Here is an 18,932-nt window from a genome sequence, read left to right on the forward strand (position 1 = left end):
AGCGGCTGCAACGGGAGGGTGAGCGGGCGGACGCGGAGCCGCCGGATGAGGCGGATGTGCGGGCCGCGACCCGCGATCATCAGGCGGCGGAGGCGGCGGCCGGCGCCGCCCAGGGGCGGGTGGACGACGCGGAGGAGCGCCTGGCCGCTGCCCGTCAACTCGCCCTCGACGCCCTGGAGATGCGGGAGGAGGCGGCCCGGGAGTGTGCTCGGGGTGTGGAGGAGGCGTCGGACGCCGGTATTCAGAACCGGAAGTGGTGGCAGGACGCCATCAAGTGGGTGACGGACAACTGGGACACGCTGGTCGAGATCTGCAAGGTGATCGTCGCGGTGCTCGGCGTCGTGGTGATGATCATCGGTGGTCCGCTGGCCTGGGTGGTGCTGGCCGCCGCGCTGGTCGTCCTCGCCGACACGTTGATCAAGTACGCGCGTGGTGAAGCGGGCCTCCTCGATGTCGCGTTCGCGGCGTTGGACTGCATCCCCGGATTCAAAGGCATCACGACCCTCGGTGGGTTGGCCGCGGGGTTGCGTGGACTTGCCCGCGGGGGGTTGGGGGACATCGCGAGTGGACTTCGTCGAGGCGCCGACGTCCCCACCCCACCGGGCCGTCAGACGGGAGGGGAGATTCGTCCCGCGCGCAGCGAGGACGACTTCGACTCCGCATGGGCAGACGACGCATACGATGCGATTCGTTCAACGGACGACGTGGATGCCATTGCCGCCAACGTGGCAGAATACGGCTTCACCCGTGATGAGATCGCGCAGATCAAATCCCACGTCTTCGAAGAGGAGCATCTGCTGGACAGCTACGTGGACTACGGAGTCCCGGCAGAAATGGCTCGGTTCGAATCCAACCCGCGCATGGCGGAGGCCTGGCATCGCCTCCGAGAGGGAACTCCGCATCCGGAGGACATCACGCTTCTTCGCCACGAACTGCACGAGTCGAACTATATGCGCGACACCGGGAACCCCAGTTACAGCGAAGCCCACAGGGCGACCATCGACGCAGGCCTGGCCTGGGACGGCGAGGCCCCGTCGCGGGACGGGCAAGGATTCCGGCGAGGCCGTTGAAGGGGGTCCCTCACCCATGATGATGTCTTTTCTCGCCCAGTTGACCGAAAGCAGGGGTGCGGCGCATCTCTACCGAATCATCATGGACGGCGGCGAACGGTTCGCCTTCCTCGTCCTTGACGTCGACAGCCGGGAGATCTTCTCTTCCAATGTCGAGGGAGATCCGGTCGGAGACCTGCGGCTTTCTCTGGAAGACGGCTCCCTCTGCCCTGCCTCCGCTGTCGGAGACACCGGAGAGGAAGAGACCAGTGAGATGAGCCGCGAGGAGTTCGCGCTGGTGTCCGGCAGTGTCGCGCGGGCCTGGCGCAAAGAGGGGGAACCCCCCGCGAGGATCACCAAGTTCTACGGCTGAGGCCGTTTGGACGGGCTGTCGCCCGCGCGGGCCGCTACGTCGTCACCCCACCGCTCTGACGTATCGATGGGGCCTGGCGATCGAGGGCCGTTGCCGGGGTGACGTGCGGGGCTCGTGTGTAGCGGGGGTCTCGGGGCGTCACGTGGGGCATATCGCGTCTCGGTGGCACCGTCGGTCAGACGATACCCGTGGTTAACCGGGGTGGCGCTGACCAGCGGGGATGGGGTGGGTCTTGGGGGATGGGCAGGGCGGGGTTGGCGGTGTTGTCGCTGGTCAGGGGTGGTGTTCGGGGGGCCGGACGGGGTGGTGGGGGGTGGGGTCGGAGGGTGGCGGATATTGTCCGTGGCCTTTGACCGGTGGCACGGGCGATGACACCGTGTAACTCGCCATCGAACACCTGGTTGATCGTCCGGGACGTCGTCGCACAATCTGCCGACGAGTTCCGGAGTTCCTTCTCCTCGTCCGTGCCGCGCGCCTCGCCCGGGTCTTCAACGTCGAGACCCACCGGCTGAGTTCGCAGACCACCAGGACATCGTCGCCCTGGCCCAGGCACCCGCGACCACGTCTTCCCCGCGCTCTGCCGTGCCCACCGACGGGTGGGCCCGCCGGGAGGCGTTCCCCTACCTCGAATACCTCGAAGCTCTCTCTCACCTCGAAGCTCTCATTCGCGATCCCGCGTCCGGGACGGGCGCGATCGCCGAACGGAGGTTCACGCTGTTGTCCGTTGACCGGATGATCAGGCTGCCGGGCGTGGAGCGGATTCGCACCCTGGACCCGAACAACCACCTGCACTGCCGGAAGGCCCAGTACCTGTCGTACGCCGGCAGTCGTACCCCCTGGTCCGACCTGCTGATGTACGGCGCGCTCGGTTCCACCGCCGCCGTCCACCGGCACTGCTACCTGCGGGGTGGGGACCGTTGGTCCTACGAGACCCCGTACGTGACCGACGCGGACCTGCGCCTGCTCGGGTTCGAGGTCAGCTCTGTCGGGACGGTGGACCTGCCCCGTTTCGTGGCCGGGTTGCCCGAGCTGTTGGCCGCCGGGCAGCCGGCGTTCTTCTACGCGCCGCGGTACCACTTTCCGCACTGGGTGGAGTTCATGCGGCGCACCGGCACGATCCCCGAGGAGTACCGGCTGCTGCACTCGTTCCTGGTCTGCGGTGTGAGCGGCGAGGACGTGCTGCTGGTCGACAACACGGCCGACGACCACGAGTACTTCCCGCTGGCCGTGGGGTGGGACGTGCTGCGGGACGGGCACGCCAGGGAGCCGGAGCGCTGGTTCACCGGCTGTGCCACCGTGCGGCAGGTCGGGGAGCCCGACCGGGACGGGTTCGAGGCCGGGTACCGCGCGTTCCTGGCCGGCTTCCGCGACGGCTTCGAGCTCTATGACGTCGTCGGGGACGGCCTCGTCGTGGAGCGCGCCGCGCACGGTGCCGCCGCGTACCGGGCGCCCGGGGTGAACAGCCTGGCGCTGCTGGCCGGTTCGCGGAGCCTGTTCTGCCGTTTCCTGTCCCACACGGCGCACGGGGAGCCGGTGCGCGCCGCGTACGCCCGGATCGCGCGGCTGGCGGTCGGGCTGACCGACCGGGTGCAGGCGTTCCTGGCCGGGCTGTCCGCCCTGTCGGCGGACCAGATCCGCCGCGGCCTGGCGCACCTGCGGCTGCTCGAACAGCGGGCGGCGCGGCTCCTCATCGACGAGGGCGCCGCCCTCCCCCAGATCCTGCCGGCCGTGGTCAGCGGCCGGTAGCACCCGCACCAGGAGGCAAGCGTGCGACAGTTATTCCTGTTCAGCGGCCTGGCGGGCGTGCAGGGCCCGCCACTCGCCGCGCTGCGGGCGCTGTACGAACGGCCGGAGAACGCGCGGTACTTCACCGCCGCGGCCGAGGCGGTGGCGAGCGTTCTCGACCATGTCGGGGCGGACGCCTACCGGCGGGAGCTGCCCGGCGGCATCCCGCTGACCGACTGGCTGCGCGGTGCCACGCCGGACGAGGGGGCTCTGGAGCACTCGCTGGTGGACGGCCTGTGCGCCACCATCTACCAGCTGTGCCTGCTGCAACCCGCGGTCGGTGGCCCGGCCGCCGACCGGCCGACGCCGGTGGCGGCCATCGGCCACAGCATCGGCCTGATCGGCGCGATGGTCGCCGGATACCGGCTGGCCAGCCGGCGGCGCTACACGGTCCTCTGCCACGACCTGATCGCGATGACCACGCTGACCCTGGTCCGCTGCCACCAGCTGGCGCCGCCACGGGCGGCCGAGGCCACGCCGATGGCGGCGGTGGGCGGCGTGCCGGTCGGGGAGCTGCGCGAGCTGGTGGCGGACTCGCCGGTGCACCTGGCCCTCGCCAACTCGGGCCGCTCGCACGTGCTGGCCGGGGAGCCGGCCGAGCTGGCCGCGTTCCGGGCGCGGCACGCGCGACGGCTGGCCGAGCCCGGGGTGCGCTGGGCGTACCTGCGCAGCACCGCCCCGTTCCACACGCCGCTGCTGGCGCCGGCGGTGCGCGCGGCGTTGGCGGAGCGGCACTTCATGACGGTGCCGCTCACCGGCGAGGAGCTGGCCGTGCCGGTGTACGTCGCCGACGCGCCGGTCAACCTCCAGCACCGCGGCGACCTGCTGCCCGACGTGCTGGCCCAGTCGGTGTGCCGCCCGCTGGACTGGCCGGGCACGGTGCGGGCGGCCGTCGATGGCTGCCGGCCGGACCAGGTGGTCGACTTCGGGCCGGGTTCGTCGGCGCGGGTCTTCACTCGGGAGAGCCTGCGCGGCAGTCACGAGGGGTTGCGCTACCGCAGCGTTCCGGCGCCCACCGGATGACCGGTGGCCGGAGGGCCCCGGCGCCCCCGATCGATCCGGCGGCCCCGACCGAACCGGGGCCCCGAGCGACCCGAGGGCCCGGTGACCCCGGGACCAGAACGGTCCGGCCGGCACGCCGAGTCGGTCGGCGGGTGCGGGCCGGCGGGCGCCGGCGACGCGCCCCGGTCCGGCAAGGCCAGACCAACTGGTCGGGCCGGCAAGGCCGGACCAGGCAGGCCCAGACGTACCGGCCCAGACCAGCGGGCCCAGACCAGCGGGCCCAGGCCAGACGGCCGGGCCGGTCCGGGCCGCCCGCGATCCGAACCGGCTGGCCGGGACGCGGGTCACCGACCGACCGAACAAGGCCCCGTCCGACAAGGAGCGTTCCCCACATGCACTGTCTGGTCTTCCCCGGTCAGGGCGTTCAGCGCAAAGGCATGGGCGCGGAGCTGTTCGAGCGGTATCCGCGGCAGACCGCGGAGGCGAGCGAGCTGCTCGGCTACCAGGTGGCGGAGTTGTGCCGGGACGACCCGGAGGGCGCGCTGGCCGACACCCGCGCCGCGCAGCCGGCGGTCTTCCTGGTCAACGCGCTGGCCTGGCTGGACCTTGAGCGGGCCGGCCGCCGGTACGACTACTTCGCCGGGCACAGCCTGGGCGAGTTCAACGCGCTGGTCGCCGCCGGCGTGCTCGACCTGCCGGCCGGCCTGGAGCTGGTGCGGCGCCGCGCGGCGTTGATGGCCGAGGTCACCGGCGGCGCGATGGTCGCGGTGGTCGGCCTGTCCTCGGACCGGGTGGAGGCGACGCTGCGCGCCGCCGGGCTCAACCTGGTGCACGTCGCCAACCGCAACAGCGACCGGCAGGTGACGGTGGCCGGCGACCGGCGGCAGTTGGGGCTGGCGGTGCGGGCGCTGCGCGGGCCCGGCGTCCGGGTGCTCCCGGTGCCGGTCAGCGGCCCGTTCCACACGCCGCTCATGGTGGCCGCCGGCCGGGCGTTCGCGCCGGTGTTGCGCGCGGCGACGTTCCGCGCCGGGCACACGCCGGTGATGTCCAGCGTCTCCGGCGCCGCGTTCGACCCGGAGCGGGCGGAGCGGCTGCTCAGCGGCCAGATCCACCGTCCCGTCGAGTGGGTGCGCACCGTCCGGGCGTTGCGCGCCGCGGGCGTCGACCACTTCGACGAGGTCAACGGCACCACCCTCACCGCCTTCATCGCACGGATCGCGGATCAGCCTACGGAGGAACGCGTATGAGCACGGACATCGCCGTCGTCGGACTGTCGGTCGAGGTGCCGGACGCGCCCGACCAGCACGCGTTCTGGGAGATCGTGCGCGCCGGCCGCAGCCTGACCAGGCCGTTCCCGGCGGGCCGGCGCCGGGAGGTCGAGGAGTACCTGCGCTACCACTTCGAGTCGGCGCTGGTGCCGGACGCGGTGGGCGAGGTGGCGTTCCACGACGGCAGCTTCCTGGACCGGGTGGACCTGTTCGACCACGCCTTCTTCGGCATGACCCCGAAGCAGGCCGCGGTCACCGACCCGCACCAGCGGCTGATCCTGCGCACCACGTACCGGGCGTTGGAGGACGCCGGCTACGTGGGGGAGCGGCTGGCCGGCAGCCGCACCGGGGTCTACGTCGGCTACGCGGGCAACCCGGGCATGACGTACCTGGACTACTTCTGCCGCGTCGACCCGGCGCTGGGGCAGCTGGGGATCACCGGGAACATCACCACCATGCTGGCCAACCGGCTGTCGTACCTGTACGACCTGCGCGGCCCCAGCATGGTGGTGGACAGCGCCTGTTCGGCGTCGCTGGTGGCGCTGCACCAGGCCAGGTCGGCGCTGCTGTTGGGGGACTGCGAGATGGCGGTGGTGGCCGGCACCCGGGTGGTGCTGGCGCCGGTGCGGCACCCGCACACCCGGATCGGCATCGAGTCGTCCGACGGCGTGACCCGCACCTTCGACGAGAGCGCGGACGGCACCGGCTTCGGCGAGGGGTCGGGGGCGGTGGTGCTGAAGCGGCTGGACCGGGCGCTGGCGGACGGCGACCAGGTCTACGCGGTGCTCAGGGGCAGCGCGGTCAACCACGACGGCCGGTCCGAGATGATGACCGCGCCGGACGCCGGCGCCCAGGCCGAGCTGCTGGAGTCGGCCTGGCGGTCGGCCGGGGTGGCGCCCCGGGACATCGGCTACCTGGAGGTGCACGGCACCGCGACCCGGGTCGGCGACCCGGTCGAGTTCGAGGGGCTGCGGCGGGCGTTCGCCGCGCGCACCGACGAGCGGCGGTTCTGCGCGGTGGGTTCGGTGAAGGCCAACATCGGCCACCTCTTCGAGGGTTCGGGCGTGCTGGGGGTGATCAAGGCGGCGCTGGCGCTGCGGCACCGGGTGATCCCGCCGCTGGCCAACTACGCCCGGCCGAACAGCGCGATCGACCTCGGCGACGGCCCGGTGTACGTGCCGCTGGAGGCGGCCGAGTGGCCGGCCGGGGACGGCCCGCGGCGCGCCGGGGTCAGCGCCTTCGGGCTCGGCGGCACCAACGCGCACGTGGTGTTGGAGGAGTTCGTGCCGCCGGCCGGGCCGGCCGGGCCGGTGCCGCCCGCGGGCCGGCGGTACCTGTTCACGCTGAGCGCGGGCAGCCCGGCCGGCCTGGGCCGGCTGGTCACCCGCCACCGGGAGGCGATCGACGCCGGCCGGGTCGCCGGGAGCGTGCGGGACGTGTGCTGGACGTCGAACGTGTCGCGGGCCGGGCATCCGCACCGGCTCGCCTACGCGGTGGCCGACCTGGCCGAGCTGCGGGCGGCGTTGGCGGCGACCGAGGCCGGCGAGGAGCCGGCCGCCGCCGGCGCCGAGGCCGCCCGCGCCTGGGTCGGCGGCGCGGCGGTCGACCTGCTCGCCCCGTACGCGGGGCAGCGGCCGCGGACGGTGCACCTGCCGCCCTACGAGTTCGACGAGACCCGTGCCTGGATCGACTTCCCCGACACCTGGCGGGAGCGGTTCACGCTGGCCACCCCGCCGGTCCGGCATCCGCTGACACACCGGGTGGAGTTCGTGCCGGCCGAGCCGGTCGAGCCGGCGGCGCTCGACGGGCCGGCGGCCCGGGTGCTGGCCCTGGTCGGGCCGGCCGCCGAGGAGCCGGTGGCCGCCGCCCTGCCGGCGGGCGCGGTGCTGCGGGCGGTGGACGCGGCGGCCGCCGATCCGGAGGGGTTCGCCGACGAGGTGGTGGAGGAGGAGTACACCCACCTCGTCTACGCGCCGGCCTTCGTGGACCGGCCGGCGGCCGACGTCGCGGAGCTGGACCGCCGGGTCGAGACGGACCTGGTCGGCCTCTTCCGCCTGGCGAAGGCGCTGATGCACGCGGGAGCCAGGCTCGACCTGGTGGTGGTGACCCGGCGGGCGCTGGCCGTGGAGCCGGGCGAGGCGGGGGTGGTGGTGGAGCACGCGGCGCTCGCCGGGCTGGTCAAGGCGATCGGCCGGGAGTACCCGTATGTGACGGCCCGGCTGCTCGACCTCGACGACGCGGTGCCGGCCGCGCTGCTGGGCGCCGAGCTGCTCGCCCCGCGGTCCGGCGTGTACGCGCTGCGCGGCAAGGACACCTACCGCGAGTCGTTCGTCGAGTTGCCGGCGGTGCCGGCGGTCCGCGACACGTATCTGCGGCCCGGTGGCGCCTATCTGATCACCGGCGGCCTCGGCGCGCTCGGCCTGGCGACGGCCCGGCACTTCGCGACCAACGCGGCCGACCCGCACCTGTACCTGCTCGGCCGCGGCGGGCTGCCGCCGCGGGCCGAGTGGGCCACGGTGGCCGACGATCCGGACCATCCGGCCGCCGCGCGGGTGGCCGCGGTCCGGGAGATCGAGGCGCTCGGCGCCACGGTCCACCCGGTGGCCGCCGACGTGTCCGACGAGCCGGCGCTGGCCGAGGTGGTGGCCACCATCAGGGCCGCGCACGGCCGGCTGGCCGGCGTCGTGCACGGCGCCGGCGTGCCGGGCGACAACCTCATCGCCTACCGGGACGCCGCGGACTTCGCCGCCGTGCTGCGGCCCAAGCTGCGCGGCGGGTACCTGCTGCACCGGCTGACCGAGGCCGAGCGGCCGGACTTCGTGCTGCACATGTCGTCGGTGGCCGCGGTCTTCCCGGCGCTCGGCCAGGCCGACTACGCGGCCGCCAACTTCTACCTCGACCACCTGGCCCGCGCCCTGAACACGCCGGAGCACCGGGTGGTGAGCGTCGAGTGGGTGGCCTGGCGGGAGATCGGCATGGCGGTGGTCTCGGGCGCCAACGAGGACCTGATGTTCCGTTCGCTGCGCACCGGCGCCGGCCTCGACCTGGTCGACGCGGCGCTGCGCGGGGAGCTGCCCGGTTTCCTGGCCGGGGAGGTCAACTACGACAGCGAGTTGACGAGCGTGCTGCCGACGTACCCGCTGGCGCTCTCCCCGGCCATCACGGAGAAGATCGACGCGGCGCGGGCGGCGATCGAGGCGCGCGGCGAGCAGGCGGTGGCCCGGGTCCGGGCCGCGGTGGAGGCCACCGAGGTGCGGTTGACCGGGCGTCCTGACGGCGACTACTCGGAGCGGGAGTGGCTGGTGGGCCGCTGCCTGGCGCACGCCCTCGGCTATCCGACGATCGACGTGCACGCCGACTTCCGGGACCTGGGCGGCGACTCGATCATGGCGCTGACCATCGGCAACAACATCGCCGCCTGCCTGGGCCGCCCGTTCGACACCGTCGACCTGCTGAGCGAGCGCACCGTGGTGGCCGTCGGCCGGCTGATCGAGGCCAAGTACGACGCGGCGGCGCCGGACGAGGACGACGCGTGGCTCGACGAGTTGCTGAACCCGTCCGGGGACTGACGTGCCGGACCTCACGCGGGGGCCGGCGCTGGCCGGCATCGTCGGGATCGCCGCCCCGCTGGCGCTGGCCAACCTGCTCCAGCAGGGCTATCTGGTCGTCGACAGCGCGGTCGTCGGCCACTATGTCGGGGTGACCGGGCTGGCCGCGATGGGCGCGGCCCAGCCGCTGTACACCATCGTCAGCTCCCTGTTCACCGGGGTCTCCGGCGCGTTCGCGGTGCGGCTGGGGCAGTTGGCCGGCGCCGGGCGGCGGGACGACCCGAGCGCGCTGCTGGCGCTGGCGCTGTGCACGGGAGTGTGGTCGGTGCTGACCGCGGGGGTCGCGCTGTTGGCGACGGACCCGTTGCTGGCCCTGGCCGGGGTGACCGGCGAGGTGGCCGCGGCGGCCCGTGCCTTCCTGTTGACGCTCTGCTCCGGTCTGGTCGCGGTGTACGCCCTGGGCGCGGTGTGCACGGTGCTGACCGGCCGGGGCGACGCCCGCGCGGCCACCCGGCTGATGATCGTCGCGAGCCTGCTGAACGGGGCGTTCGCCTGGCTGTTCGTGGGCGTCTGGCGGTTCGGGGTCGTGGGCGCGGCGCTGGCGGTGCTGCTGGCCAACGCGTTGGCCGCGGCGGTCGGCCTGGCCGGGCTGGTGCGCGAGTACCGGCGACGGCCGGCCGGCACGGCCCCGGTCACGGCCGAGGCGGTGCGCGCCGAGCTGCGGGGCGGGCTGCGGATCGGTGGTCCGATGGCGGCCCAGTACCTGCTGATCGGGCTCGGCGTGCTGGCGCTGGTGTGGATCGTCACGCCGTTCGGGGAGCCGGCGCTCGCGGCGCTGACGGTCATCGCCCGGCTGGAGTTGCTGACCAGCGTGCTGTTCCTGACGCTGTCCGGGGCGCTGATGGTGTTCACCGCGCAGAACACCGGCGCCGGCCGGCCGGCCCGGGTCCGGGAGGGGCTGCGCCGCACCGTGTGGCTGGGCGTGACGCTGAGCGTCGTGGTGTCCGGGCTGCTGCTCGCCCAACGCGGGCCGATCGCGGCGCTGTTCTCCGGCAGCGCGGAGACCCGGTTGATCATCGAGCGGTATCTGCTGGTCACGGCGCCGTTCTTCGGGTGCTACACGCTGATGGTGGTGCTGCACGGCTGGTTCAACGGGCAGGGCAGGGCGGTCGTGCCACTGGTCTGCACGCTGCTGTCGCTGGGCGTGGTCCGGCTGCCGCTGTCCTACGGGCTCGGCCGCGCGTGGGGGGTGGACGGCGTGCTGTGGGCGACGGTGATCGGCTGGGCCGTCGGTCTCGGCTACACGCTGCTGGCCGCCCGGCGACCCGGCCGCCGCGCCGGACCGGCCCCGCCCGAGCCGGCCCGAACGGAACCGGTCCGACCCGAGAGATCACCCGACGACGAATGGTGTGCCGCGCCGATGCCGAACCCCGAACTGATCACTTTCGACAACGGACTCCAGTGCTTCGCGCAGAGCCCGGACGAGGCCCGGTTCCAGTACCGGGAGATATTCGAGCTGGGCTGTTACGACAAGGTGCGGCTTTCCGCCGGGTCGTTCGTCGTGGACGTGGGCGCCAACATCGGGCTTTTCTCGCTCTTCGTGAAGCAGCGCTTTCCCGATGCCGAGATCCTGGCCTTCGAGCCGATTCCGGAGACGCTTCGGGTGTTGCGGAGGAACGTCTCGCTGCACGGCCTGACCGACGTCACCGTCCACGGGTGCGCCCTGGGCGCGGCGCACGAGCCGGACGTGGCGTTCACCTACTATCCCGTCATTCCCGGCAACTCCACGCGCTATCCGGCGGAGAAGGAGTTGCAGAAGACGGTGCTGACGCCGATCGAGGGCGCCGCGGTCGTCGCGGAGAAGCACGCCGGGGTCGAGGTGCGCGCCTCGGTGGCGCGGCTGTCCGACTTCCTGGCCGACCGGCCGCGCGTCGATCTGCTCGAAGTGGACGTCGAGGGGGCTGAGTTGGAGGTGCTGCGCGGGATCGACGCGGGCGACTGGCCGAAGATCGACCAGGTGGTCCTGGAGGTCCAGGACATCGACGGCCGGCTGGCGGCGATCCGGGCCCTGCTGCACCGGCACGGCCTGGAGTCGACCGTGGAGATCTCCCCGCTGATACCGCCGGAGATCCGCACCTATGTGGTGCACGCGACCCGGCCGTGAGCGGGGCAGGCGCTGCCGGCCGTCCGCTGGTGATCACGTTCGACCAGGACCGCTGTCCGTGGCGGGACCGCCGCCCCGGAGCCCGCCGCCCCCGGCACCGTCGGGGGCGGCGCCCGGCATGATGGGGGCATGGTGGTCGGGGCCCTGGCACGGGCGGTGGTGGCGCCCTGGGGGCGGTTGGCGCTGTTGGGGGTCCTGTTGGGCGGCGCCGCGCTGCTGGCGCTCGCCGTGGGGCCCGTCGAGCTGGTGCGGGAGTCGCTCGCCGCGGAGGCGACCTCGCCGTGGGCCGGCCCGGCGTTCCTGGCGCTGTACGCGCTGGGCACCGTGGCGTTCGTGCCGAAGCCGGCGCTGAGCGTCGCCGCCGGGGTGCTCTTCGGCGCCGGGTACGGGTTGGCGCTGGCCACGCTGGGCACGGTGCTGGGCGCGCTGCTCGGCTTCTGGGCCGGGCGGGCGCTGGGCCGGGAGGCGCTGCTGCCGGTGCTGCGGTCGCGGCGGCTGGCCGGCCTGGAGCGGCGGCTGACCGAGCGGGCCTTCGGCTCCGTGCTGCTGGCCAGGCTGCTGCCGGTGCTGCCGTTCGCCGTGGTCAACCTGGGGGCGGCCGTCTCCCGGATGCGGTGGGCGCCGTTCGCCGCCGCCACCGCGCTGGGCACGGCGCCGGGGAACGCGGTCTGGGTGCTGGCCGGCGCCTCGGTGGCGGCCCCCTCGGCGTCCTGGCTGTGGCTGCCGGCCGTCGGCGTCGGCCTGCCGCTGGCCTGGGCCGCGCTGCGCCGGCGGCGGGCCGGCCATTCGGCGGACCCCGCACCGACCGGCGGTCTCCCGACGGCCGGGACCGGCCGATGCCCCGGGGCGGAGGCCGAGGGGGCCGACCGGCGCCAGGCGGCGCTGGGTCCCACGGCGCGGAGCTGAGGCGAGGAGACCCGGATGGCGGGCTGGAGCAGCGAGGAACTGGACACCATCGGCGGCGCGGACGAGCTGCGGATCGCGCCGCTGGACGGCGACGGGACGCCCCGGGAGCCGGTGACGATCTGGGTCGTGCGGGAGGGCGACGGGCTGTACGTGCGGTCCGCGAAGGGGCGGTCGGGCCGCTGGTACCGGGCGGCCAGGGCACGCGGCGTGGGGAACGTCCAGGCGGGCGGCCTGGACCGCGCGGTGACCTTCGTCGAGGAGGCCGACCCGGCGGTCAACGAGGCGGTGGACGCGGCCTACCGGTCGAAGTACCAGCGGTACGGCGGCACGTACGTTGACCCGATGGTGGCCGGCGAGCCCCGGGAGACGACGCTCGCGCTGCTGCCGCGCTGAGCGGCCGGGCCGCCCGCGGGCCCGCACCCCGGGCGGCCCGGCCGCCGGCCATCGGAGTGAAAGCCGGCACCGGCCCGGTTCCGTCCCGCGCGGCCGGGTACCCGGCCGCGCGTTCTGGCCGGTCAGGGGGTGGGTGGAGGTGTGGTCCCTTGGGTGCTTCCCTGATACCGCCCGGTGTGACGCCGGGGCTCGGCCGGGTCGTGGTGATGCCCGGCGTGTACGCCCCGCAGTCGGACACCCTGATGCTGGCCGCCGCGCTGCGCCGGGAGGGGCTGTGCCCCGGGATGGAGGTGCTGGAGGTGTGCGCGGGCAGCGGGGCGCTGGCCGTCTTCGCGGCGCGGCTGGGCGCCTCGGTCACCGCCGTGGACGTCGGGCGGCGCGCCGTGCTCAGCACCCGGATCAACGCGCTGCTGGCCGGCCGGCGGATCACCGTCCGCCGGGGCGACCTGCTGGCCGCCGTCCCGGACCGTACCTTCGACCTGGTCTTCTGCAATCCGCCCTACGTGCCGGCGCCCGGCGAGGCCGCGCCGGCCAGGGGCGCGGCCCGGGCCTGGGACGCCGGCCTGGACGGCCGGCTGCTGGTGGACCGGGTCTGCGCCGAGGCGCCGGCCCGGCTGCGGCCGCACGGGGTGCTGCTGATGGTGCACTCCGGGCTCTGCGCGGCCGACGAGACGCTGCTGCGGCTGGAGCGGGCCGGGCTGCGGGCGAGCGTGGTGGACCGGGCGCACATCCCGTTCGGCCCGGTGCTCCGCGCCCGGCTGCCGTGGCTGCGCCGGCGGGGGCTGGTGGCGCCGGGGCAACGGACGGAGGAACTGGTCGTCATCCGGGGGGAGAAGCGGTGACCGGCGCCGATGGGGCCCGCCGGGTGATCGCGGAACGGGACGGCCCGCTGCTGGTCGAGGGCCCGGTCGAGGTGGAGCTGGCGGACGGGCGGGTGGTGCGCAACGAGCGTTTCCTGGTGGCCCTGTGCACCTGTCGGCGCAGCCGCGGCTATCCGTGGTGCGACACCAGCCACCGGCGCCGGGCGCGGGCCCGCGGTTCCGGGGAGGACGGATGAGGCGGGGTCCTGAGCTGCCGCGGGCGCGCGGGGAGCTGTCCGCCGGGGTGCTTGGCTGGCTGCGGGACGCGGCCGGCGAGCTGCCCGGGGACGAGGCGGTGGCGCGCGCCGAGCCGCTGGGCGAGGACCTCCAGCTCGCCCTCTACGTGCTCTACGAGCTGCACTACCGGGGCTTCGCCGGGGTGCCGGACGACCGGGAGTGGGACCCGGCGGGGCTGGGGCTGCGGGTCGCGGCCGAGGAGCGGTTCCTGGCCACCCTCCGGGCCAGGACCGGCGGCGGCGACCGGGTGGACCTGGCGCTGGCCGCGCTGCTGACCGAGCCGGCCGGCGACGATCCGGCGAGCCTGAGCCACTTCCTGTGCCGGCACGGCGAGTTGTGGCAGCTGCGCGAGTACGCGGCGGTGCGTTCGCTCTACCACCTGAAGGAGGCGGACCCGCACGCCTGGGTGCTGCCCCGGCTGTCCGGGCGGGCGAAGGCGGCGATGGTGGCCATCGAGTTCGACGAGTTCGGCGCCGGCCGGGCCGAGCGGGCGCACGCCCACCTGTTCGCCGAGCTGATGGCGGACCTGGCGCTGGACGCCGGGTACGGCCGGCAGCTGGACGGGGCGCCGGCGGAGGCGCTGGCCGTGGTCAACCTGATGTCGCTGTTCGGGCTGCGCCGGGCGCTGCGCGGTGCGCTGGTCGGGCACTTCGCCGCGGTGGAGATCACCTCGTCGCCGGGTTCGCGGCGGCTGGCCGAGGCGCTGCGGCGGACCGGTGCCGGGCCGGCGGCCGAGCGGTTCTACCTGGAGCACGTGGAGGCGGACGCCGTCCACGAGCAGCTGGTCAGGCGGGAGGTGGTGGCCGGACTGCTGGCGGCGGAGCCGGAGTTGGCGGCCGACGTGGTCTTCGGGATCGAGGCCACCGGGCTGGTCGAGGAGGCCCTGGCGCGGGCCCTGCTGCCGGCCTGGCGGGCCGGCCGGAGCGCGCTGCGCCGCCCGGTGGTCGGGGCCGGTGGCACCGAGGGGGCCCGCCCGGTGGCCATGGGCAGCGCCACCGAGGGGGCCCGCCCGGTGGTCGAGGCCCACCGGGTGGTGGGCTGACGGCCCGGGCCGCGGTGGCCGGGCCCGGGCCGTCAGCGGCGGCGGTCGGGGGCGGCGGTCAGTGGAACTGCTCGGCCTCGGTCGAGCCGGCCAGCGCCGTGGTGGCGGAGGCCGGGTTGACGGCGGTGGCGACCAGGTCGAAGTAGCCGGTGCCGACCTCGCGTTGGTGGCGCACGGCGGTGAAGCCGGCCCGCTGCGCGGCGAACTCCCGTTCCTGCAGGTCCACATAGGCGGGCATGCCGGTCTCGGCGTAGCCGTGGGCCAGCTCGAACATGCCGTGGTTGAGGGAGTGGAAGCCGGCCAGCGTGATGAACTGGAAGCGGTAGCCCATCGCGCCCAACTCCTTCTGGAACCTGGCGATCTGGTCGTCGTCCAGGGCCGCCTTCCAGTTGAAGGAGGGGGAGCAGTTGTAGGCCAGCAGCTGGTCCGGGTACCGGGCGTGGATCGCCTCGGCGAACTCCCTGGCCTGGTCGAGGTCGGGGGTGCCGGTCTCCATCCACAGCAGGTCGGCGTAGGGCGCGTAGGCCAGGCCGCGGGCGATCGCCGAGGCCAGGCCGGCGCGCACCCGGTAGAAGCCCTCGGCGGTGCGCTCGCCGGTCACGAACGGCGCGTCCAGTTCGTCGACGTCGCTGGTGAGCAGGGTGGCGGCGAGCGCGTCGGTGCGGGCGATCAGCAGGGTCGGCACGTCGGCGATGTCGGCGGCCAGCCGGGCCGCGTTGAGGGTGCGGATGTGCTGGGCGGTGGGCACCAGCACCTTGCCGCCGAGGTGGCCGCACTTCTTCTCGGCGGCCAGCTGGTCCTCGAAGTGGATGCCGGCGGCGCCGGCCGCGATCAGCGCTTTGGTCAGCTCGAAGGCGTTCAGCGGGCCGCCGAAGCCGGCCTCCGCGTCGGCGACGACGGGGGCCAGCCAGTCGACCGGGTGCGCCTCGCCCTCGGCGGTGGCGATCTGGTCGGCGCGCAGCAGCGCGTTGTTGATCCGACGGACCACCTGTGGCACCGAGTTGACCGGGTACAGGCTCTGGTCCGGGTAGGTCTGGCCGGCCTGGTTGGCGTCCGCCGCGACCTGCCAGCCGGAGAGGTAGATCGCCTGGAGCCCGGCCCGCACCTGCTGCACGGCCTGGCCGCCGGTGAGCGCGCCCAGCGCCGGCACGTAGGCCAGCTCGTGCAGCTGCCGCCACAGCCGCTCGGCGCCGCGCCGGGCGAGGGTGTGTTCCTCCTGGACGCTGCCGGCGAGCTGGATCACGTCCTGCGGCCCGTAGGTGCGCTGGACGCCCCGCCACCTGGGGTCGTCGGCCCACCGCCGGGCGAGGGACTCGGCGGTTCTGGGGGCCGCTGGGGACGGGGGGTTGGGGTGGTTCGTCATGATCGCCTCCGTTGTGGATCTGCCCTGAAGTGATCGGAGTGACCTCTGTGCGAGGCACGGCACTGAGTGCCGTGGAGGGTGGCGGCCCGCCGGTCCCCGCCGCTGGTGGAACGGTGTGCAATGGTGCCGGCGGTCGCACCGCCCCTGCCGCGCCCCCAAGATCGTGGCGTGGGTGGGCACGTTCCGGAGGGGCTTTCGGGGCGGTGACGCCGGGGTCCGGCGGGCCGTGCTCACACTGTGACGCTGGCACTGGGTGCCAACAAGGCTGGATCGGTGCTAACTTCAAGAAGACTTACGGCAGCTTTTTGCTGAACTTGCCAATTCCGGTGCGTTTCGGGTCGGCTCGGGTCGATCCGGGAGATGTCGAAGGAGACTTCCGGTGGCCAAGGTCTACGCGGGGCCGCGGTTGCGGCGACTGCGCGCCGAACGGGGGCTGCGCCAGACCGAACTCGCCCGGCTGCTGGGCATCTCGCCCGGCTATCTGAACCAGATGGAACACGACTCGCGCCCGCTGACCGTCCCGGTGCTGCTGCGGCTGACCGAGACCCTCGGCGTGGAGCCGGGGTTCTTCTCCGGCCGGGACACCGGCCGGCTGCTGGCCGACCTGCGGGAGGCGCTCGCCGACGAGGTGGACGGCGGCCGGATCACCGCGGACGACCTGGGCGAACTGGCCGCCGGCCGACCGGCCGTCGCCGAGCTGCTGCTCGAACTCGGCCGCCGCAACCAGGCGTTGGCCAGCCGGCTGGCGGAGGCCACCGCGCACCCGGCCGGCAACCCGGCGGCGGCCGGGCCGCGCGGCGCCGGCGGCCCGCGGTCACCGCACGAGGAGCTGCGGGAGTTCTTCTACCGGCGGCGGAACTACCTGCACGCGACCGACCTGGCCGCCGAGGACCTGGCCGCCGAGATCGGGGTGCGCCCCGGCGAGGCGCTGGGCCCGCTCGGCGAGCGGCTCGCCCGGCGGCACGGCGTGCGGGTCGCCGTCCGGCCCGGGCCCGAGCAGCACCGCTACGACCCGGAGACCCGGCTGCTCGGCCTCTCCGGGCGGTTGCGGCCCGGGCAGCGGGCCTTCCGGATGGCCACCCAGCTGGCCCTGCTGGAGCACGACGCCGAGCTGTCCGCGCTGGCCGACGAGGACTTCCCGGCCGGCTCCGACGCCTGGTCGCTGGCCCGCGTCGGGGTCGCCAGGTACTTCGCCGCCGCGCTGGTGATGCCCTACCGGGTCTTCCACGAGACCGCCGAGACGCTGCGCTACGACGTGGAACGGCTGGCCGACGTCTTCGACCTCGGCTACGAGACCGTCTGCCACCGGCTGAGCACCCTGCAACGACCGCGACTGCGCGGGGTGCCGTTCTCCTTCGTGCGGGTGGACCGGGCCGGCAACATGTCCAAGCGGCAGTCGGCGGGCGGCTTCCACTTCTCGCACGCCGGCGGCAGCTGCCCGCTGTGGAACGTCTACGAGGCGTTCGCCGCGCCCGGCCGCATCCAGGTGCAGGTAGCCGCGATGCCGGACGGGCAGCGCTACCTGTGGATCGCGCGCACCGTCACCCGCCGGCAGGGCGGCTGGGGCGCCCCCGCCAAGTGCTTCGCCATCGGCCTGGGATGCGAACTGTCGCACGCCGCGCGGCTGGTCTACTCGGACGGCCTGGACCTGGGCGACGGCGCCGCGGCCACGCCGATCGGCATGGGCTGCCGGGCCTGCGAACGGCTGGACTGCCCGCAGCGTGCGGTGCCGCCGCTGGGCCGGGCGCTGGCGGTCGACGAACACCACAGCACCTTCGTGCCCTTCCCGGTGCGCGAGGGGTGACCCGGCCGGCGCCTCGGCGCCGCGGGGCTCAGATCCAGCCGCGTTCCCTGGCCAGCAGCGCCGCCTGGAAGCGGTTGGTGGCGTGCAGCCGCCGCATGATGGTGGCGACGTGCTTGCGGTAGGTGCGGACGGCGATGCCCAGGTCGCGGGCGCCCGTCTCGTCCTTCTCGGCGGTGGCCAGCGAACGCAGGATGCGCTGCTCGAACTCGGTGATCGGCGCGGCGTCCGCGTCCTCCCGCTCCTCGCCCGCCGGCAGGTCCTGGGCGGTGCCCCACATCCGTTCGAAGAGGGCGACCAGCGGGGCCACCAGGCCGGGGTCGCGGGTGAGGATCGCGCCCTTGGCGGTCTGGGCGGGGTCGATCGGGGTGAGTGCGGCGGCCCGGTCGCAGATGATCAGGCGCTCCAGCGGCTGGTACGAGATCCGGATCTTGGCGCCCAGCGCGGTCAACTCCCGCACGTAGTTCATGGTGACCGGCGAGTCCAGGGCGGCCGCGCCCATGATGCTCCGCATGTACACCCCGCGGCGCAGCACCCTGGTGTCGAGTAACCGGGCGTGCGCGATGCTTTCCTCGGTGAGCACCCCGTTGGGGTTGGTGGTGACGCTCTCGGTGCGGGTGAAGAAGGTCAGTTCGTCGATCACCGCCCGGACCGCCGACATCCCCTCGATGTACTGGATCGACTCGCTCACGTCGGTGGTCCTGGCGGCCTCGGTGAGCGACTTCTCGTGGTCGGCGAGCAGCGAGTCGACCACCCCCCTGCGGGACGCCTCGGCCTCCAACTCGGCCCGGAACTCGGCGACCTTCCGCTCCACCAGACCCTCGACCGCCTTGGCCGGCGAGATCGGCGCCAGCTGGCCGCTGGGGGCCTCCCTGGCCAGCCCCCACTCCGTCAGCCGGTGGTAGATCTCCACCACGTCGTCCTGGGCGACGGCGTCCCCGGAGAGCTTGCGGCCGAGTTCGGACTGCCGGAAGTGCCCCTTGCGGAGTAAGAGCCGGTACACCTCCTCGTCGTCCGGCGGGACACCCAGAAAGTCGAGGTTCGCCTGCGCCATAGCACTCCCTAGTCTTCGTCGACGACGGTCGGACGGACGAGCGGGTCGGCCGCCGCGGGGAGTTGCGGCCGGGGTCGGGACGCGGAG

General features: G+C 74.2%; 14 protein-coding genes and 1 pseudogene. 13 read left to right on the forward strand and 2 right to left on the reverse strand.

Going from position 1 to position 18,932, the window contains the following annotated elements; genetic code table 11:
- The 12 genes and pseudogenes from RM844_RS24465 to RM844_RS24520 all read left to right on the forward strand — a co-directional run.
- Positions 1–1,070, forward strand: a pseudogene (locus RM844_RS24465) (hypothetical protein); the annotation flags it as partial.
- 16 nt (positions 1,071–1,086) lie between these two features.
- The gene (locus tag RM844_RS24470) at positions 1,087–1,422 is read left to right on the forward strand and encodes a hypothetical protein (protein WP_311669526.1); all 336 of its coding nucleotides are present in this window, start codon (positions 1,087–1,089) and stop codon (positions 1,420–1,422) included.
- Positions 1,423–2,139: 717 nt separating this feature from the next.
- Positions 2,140–3,168, forward strand: coding sequence for a hypothetical protein (locus RM844_RS24475; RefSeq protein WP_311669527.1), 1,029 nt, complete (start codon positions 2,140–2,142; stop codon positions 3,166–3,168).
- A 21-nt stretch (positions 3,169–3,189) separates the two neighbouring features.
- Positions 3,190–4,230, forward strand: a complete 1,041-nt coding sequence (locus RM844_RS24480) for a hypothetical protein (protein ID WP_311669528.1) — start codon at positions 3,190–3,192, stop codon at positions 4,228–4,230.
- 371 nt (positions 4,231–4,601) lie between these two features.
- Positions 4,602–5,456 carry an ACP S-malonyltransferase gene (locus RM844_RS24485; protein ID WP_311669529.1) on the forward strand — a complete coding sequence of 285 codons (855 nt, stop codon included), beginning with the start codon at positions 4,602–4,604 and terminating at the stop codon, positions 5,454–5,456.
- Complete coding sequence (locus tag RM844_RS24490; protein ID WP_311669530.1) at positions 5,453–9,046, forward strand: type I polyketide synthase; 3,594 nt, start codon at positions 5,453–5,455, stop codon at positions 9,044–9,046. The genes RM844_RS24485 and RM844_RS24490 overlap by 4 nt, the downstream gene beginning before the upstream one ends.
- Before the next feature lies 1 nt (position 9,047).
- Positions 9,048–11,189, forward strand: a complete 2,142-nt coding sequence (locus RM844_RS24495; RefSeq protein ID WP_311669531.1) for an MATE family efflux transporter — start codon at positions 9,048–9,050, stop codon at positions 11,187–11,189.
- A gap of 129 nt (positions 11,190–11,318) precedes the next feature.
- Positions 11,319–12,095: a TVP38/TMEM64 family protein gene (locus tag RM844_RS24500; protein WP_311669532.1), complete on the forward strand. Its 777-nt coding sequence runs from the start codon at positions 11,319–11,321 to the stop codon at positions 12,093–12,095.
- 15 nt (positions 12,096–12,110) lie between these two features.
- Entirely contained in the window at positions 12,111–12,488 is a 378-nt protein-coding gene (locus tag RM844_RS24505; protein ID WP_311669533.1) for a DUF2255 family protein, read from the forward strand.
- Between the two features lie 206 nt (positions 12,489–12,694).
- Positions 12,695–13,330 carry a HemK2/MTQ2 family protein methyltransferase gene (locus RM844_RS24510; protein WP_311669660.1) on the forward strand — a complete coding sequence of 212 codons (636 nt, stop codon included), beginning with the start codon at positions 12,695–12,697 and terminating at the stop codon, positions 13,328–13,330.
- Complete coding sequence (locus tag RM844_RS24515) at positions 13,327–13,545, forward strand: CDGSH iron-sulfur domain-containing protein (protein ID WP_311669534.1); 219 nt, start codon at positions 13,327–13,329, stop codon at positions 13,543–13,545. Before RM844_RS24510 ends, RM844_RS24515 begins: the two co-directional genes overlap by 4 nt.
- A complete protein-coding gene (locus RM844_RS24520; RefSeq protein WP_311669535.1) occupies positions 13,542–14,627 on the forward strand; it encodes an iron-containing redox enzyme family protein in 1,086 nt (361 codons plus the stop codon). Before RM844_RS24515 ends, RM844_RS24520 begins: the two co-directional genes overlap by 4 nt.
- Positions 14,628–14,685: 58 nt before the next feature.
- On the opposite strand, the gene aceA is transcribed toward RM844_RS24520, so the two are convergent.
- Entirely contained in the window at positions 14,686–15,990 is a 1,305-nt protein-coding gene (aceA, locus tag RM844_RS24525) for an isocitrate lyase (protein WP_311669536.1), read from the reverse strand.
- Between the two features lie 379 nt (positions 15,991–16,369).
- Here aceA and RM844_RS24530 point away from each other — a divergent pair, with 379 nt between their 5' ends.
- Positions 16,370–17,794, forward strand: a complete 1,425-nt coding sequence (locus RM844_RS24530) for a short-chain fatty acyl-CoA regulator family protein (RefSeq protein ID WP_311669537.1) — start codon at positions 16,370–16,372, stop codon at positions 17,792–17,794.
- 28 nt (positions 17,795–17,822) lie between these two features.
- Here RM844_RS24530 and RM844_RS24535 read toward each other — a convergent pair whose 3' ends face one another.
- Positions 17,823–18,845, reverse strand: a complete 1,023-nt coding sequence (locus RM844_RS24535; RefSeq protein WP_311669538.1) for a helix-turn-helix transcriptional regulator — start codon at positions 18,843–18,845, stop codon at positions 17,823–17,825.
- Positions 18,846–18,932: the final 87 nt, after the last annotated feature.

It is taken from the genome of Streptomyces chisholmiae, assembly GCF_031845445.1.
GTDB lineage: Bacteria > Actinomycetota > Actinomycetes > Streptomycetales > Streptomycetaceae > Streptomyces > Streptomyces chisholmiae.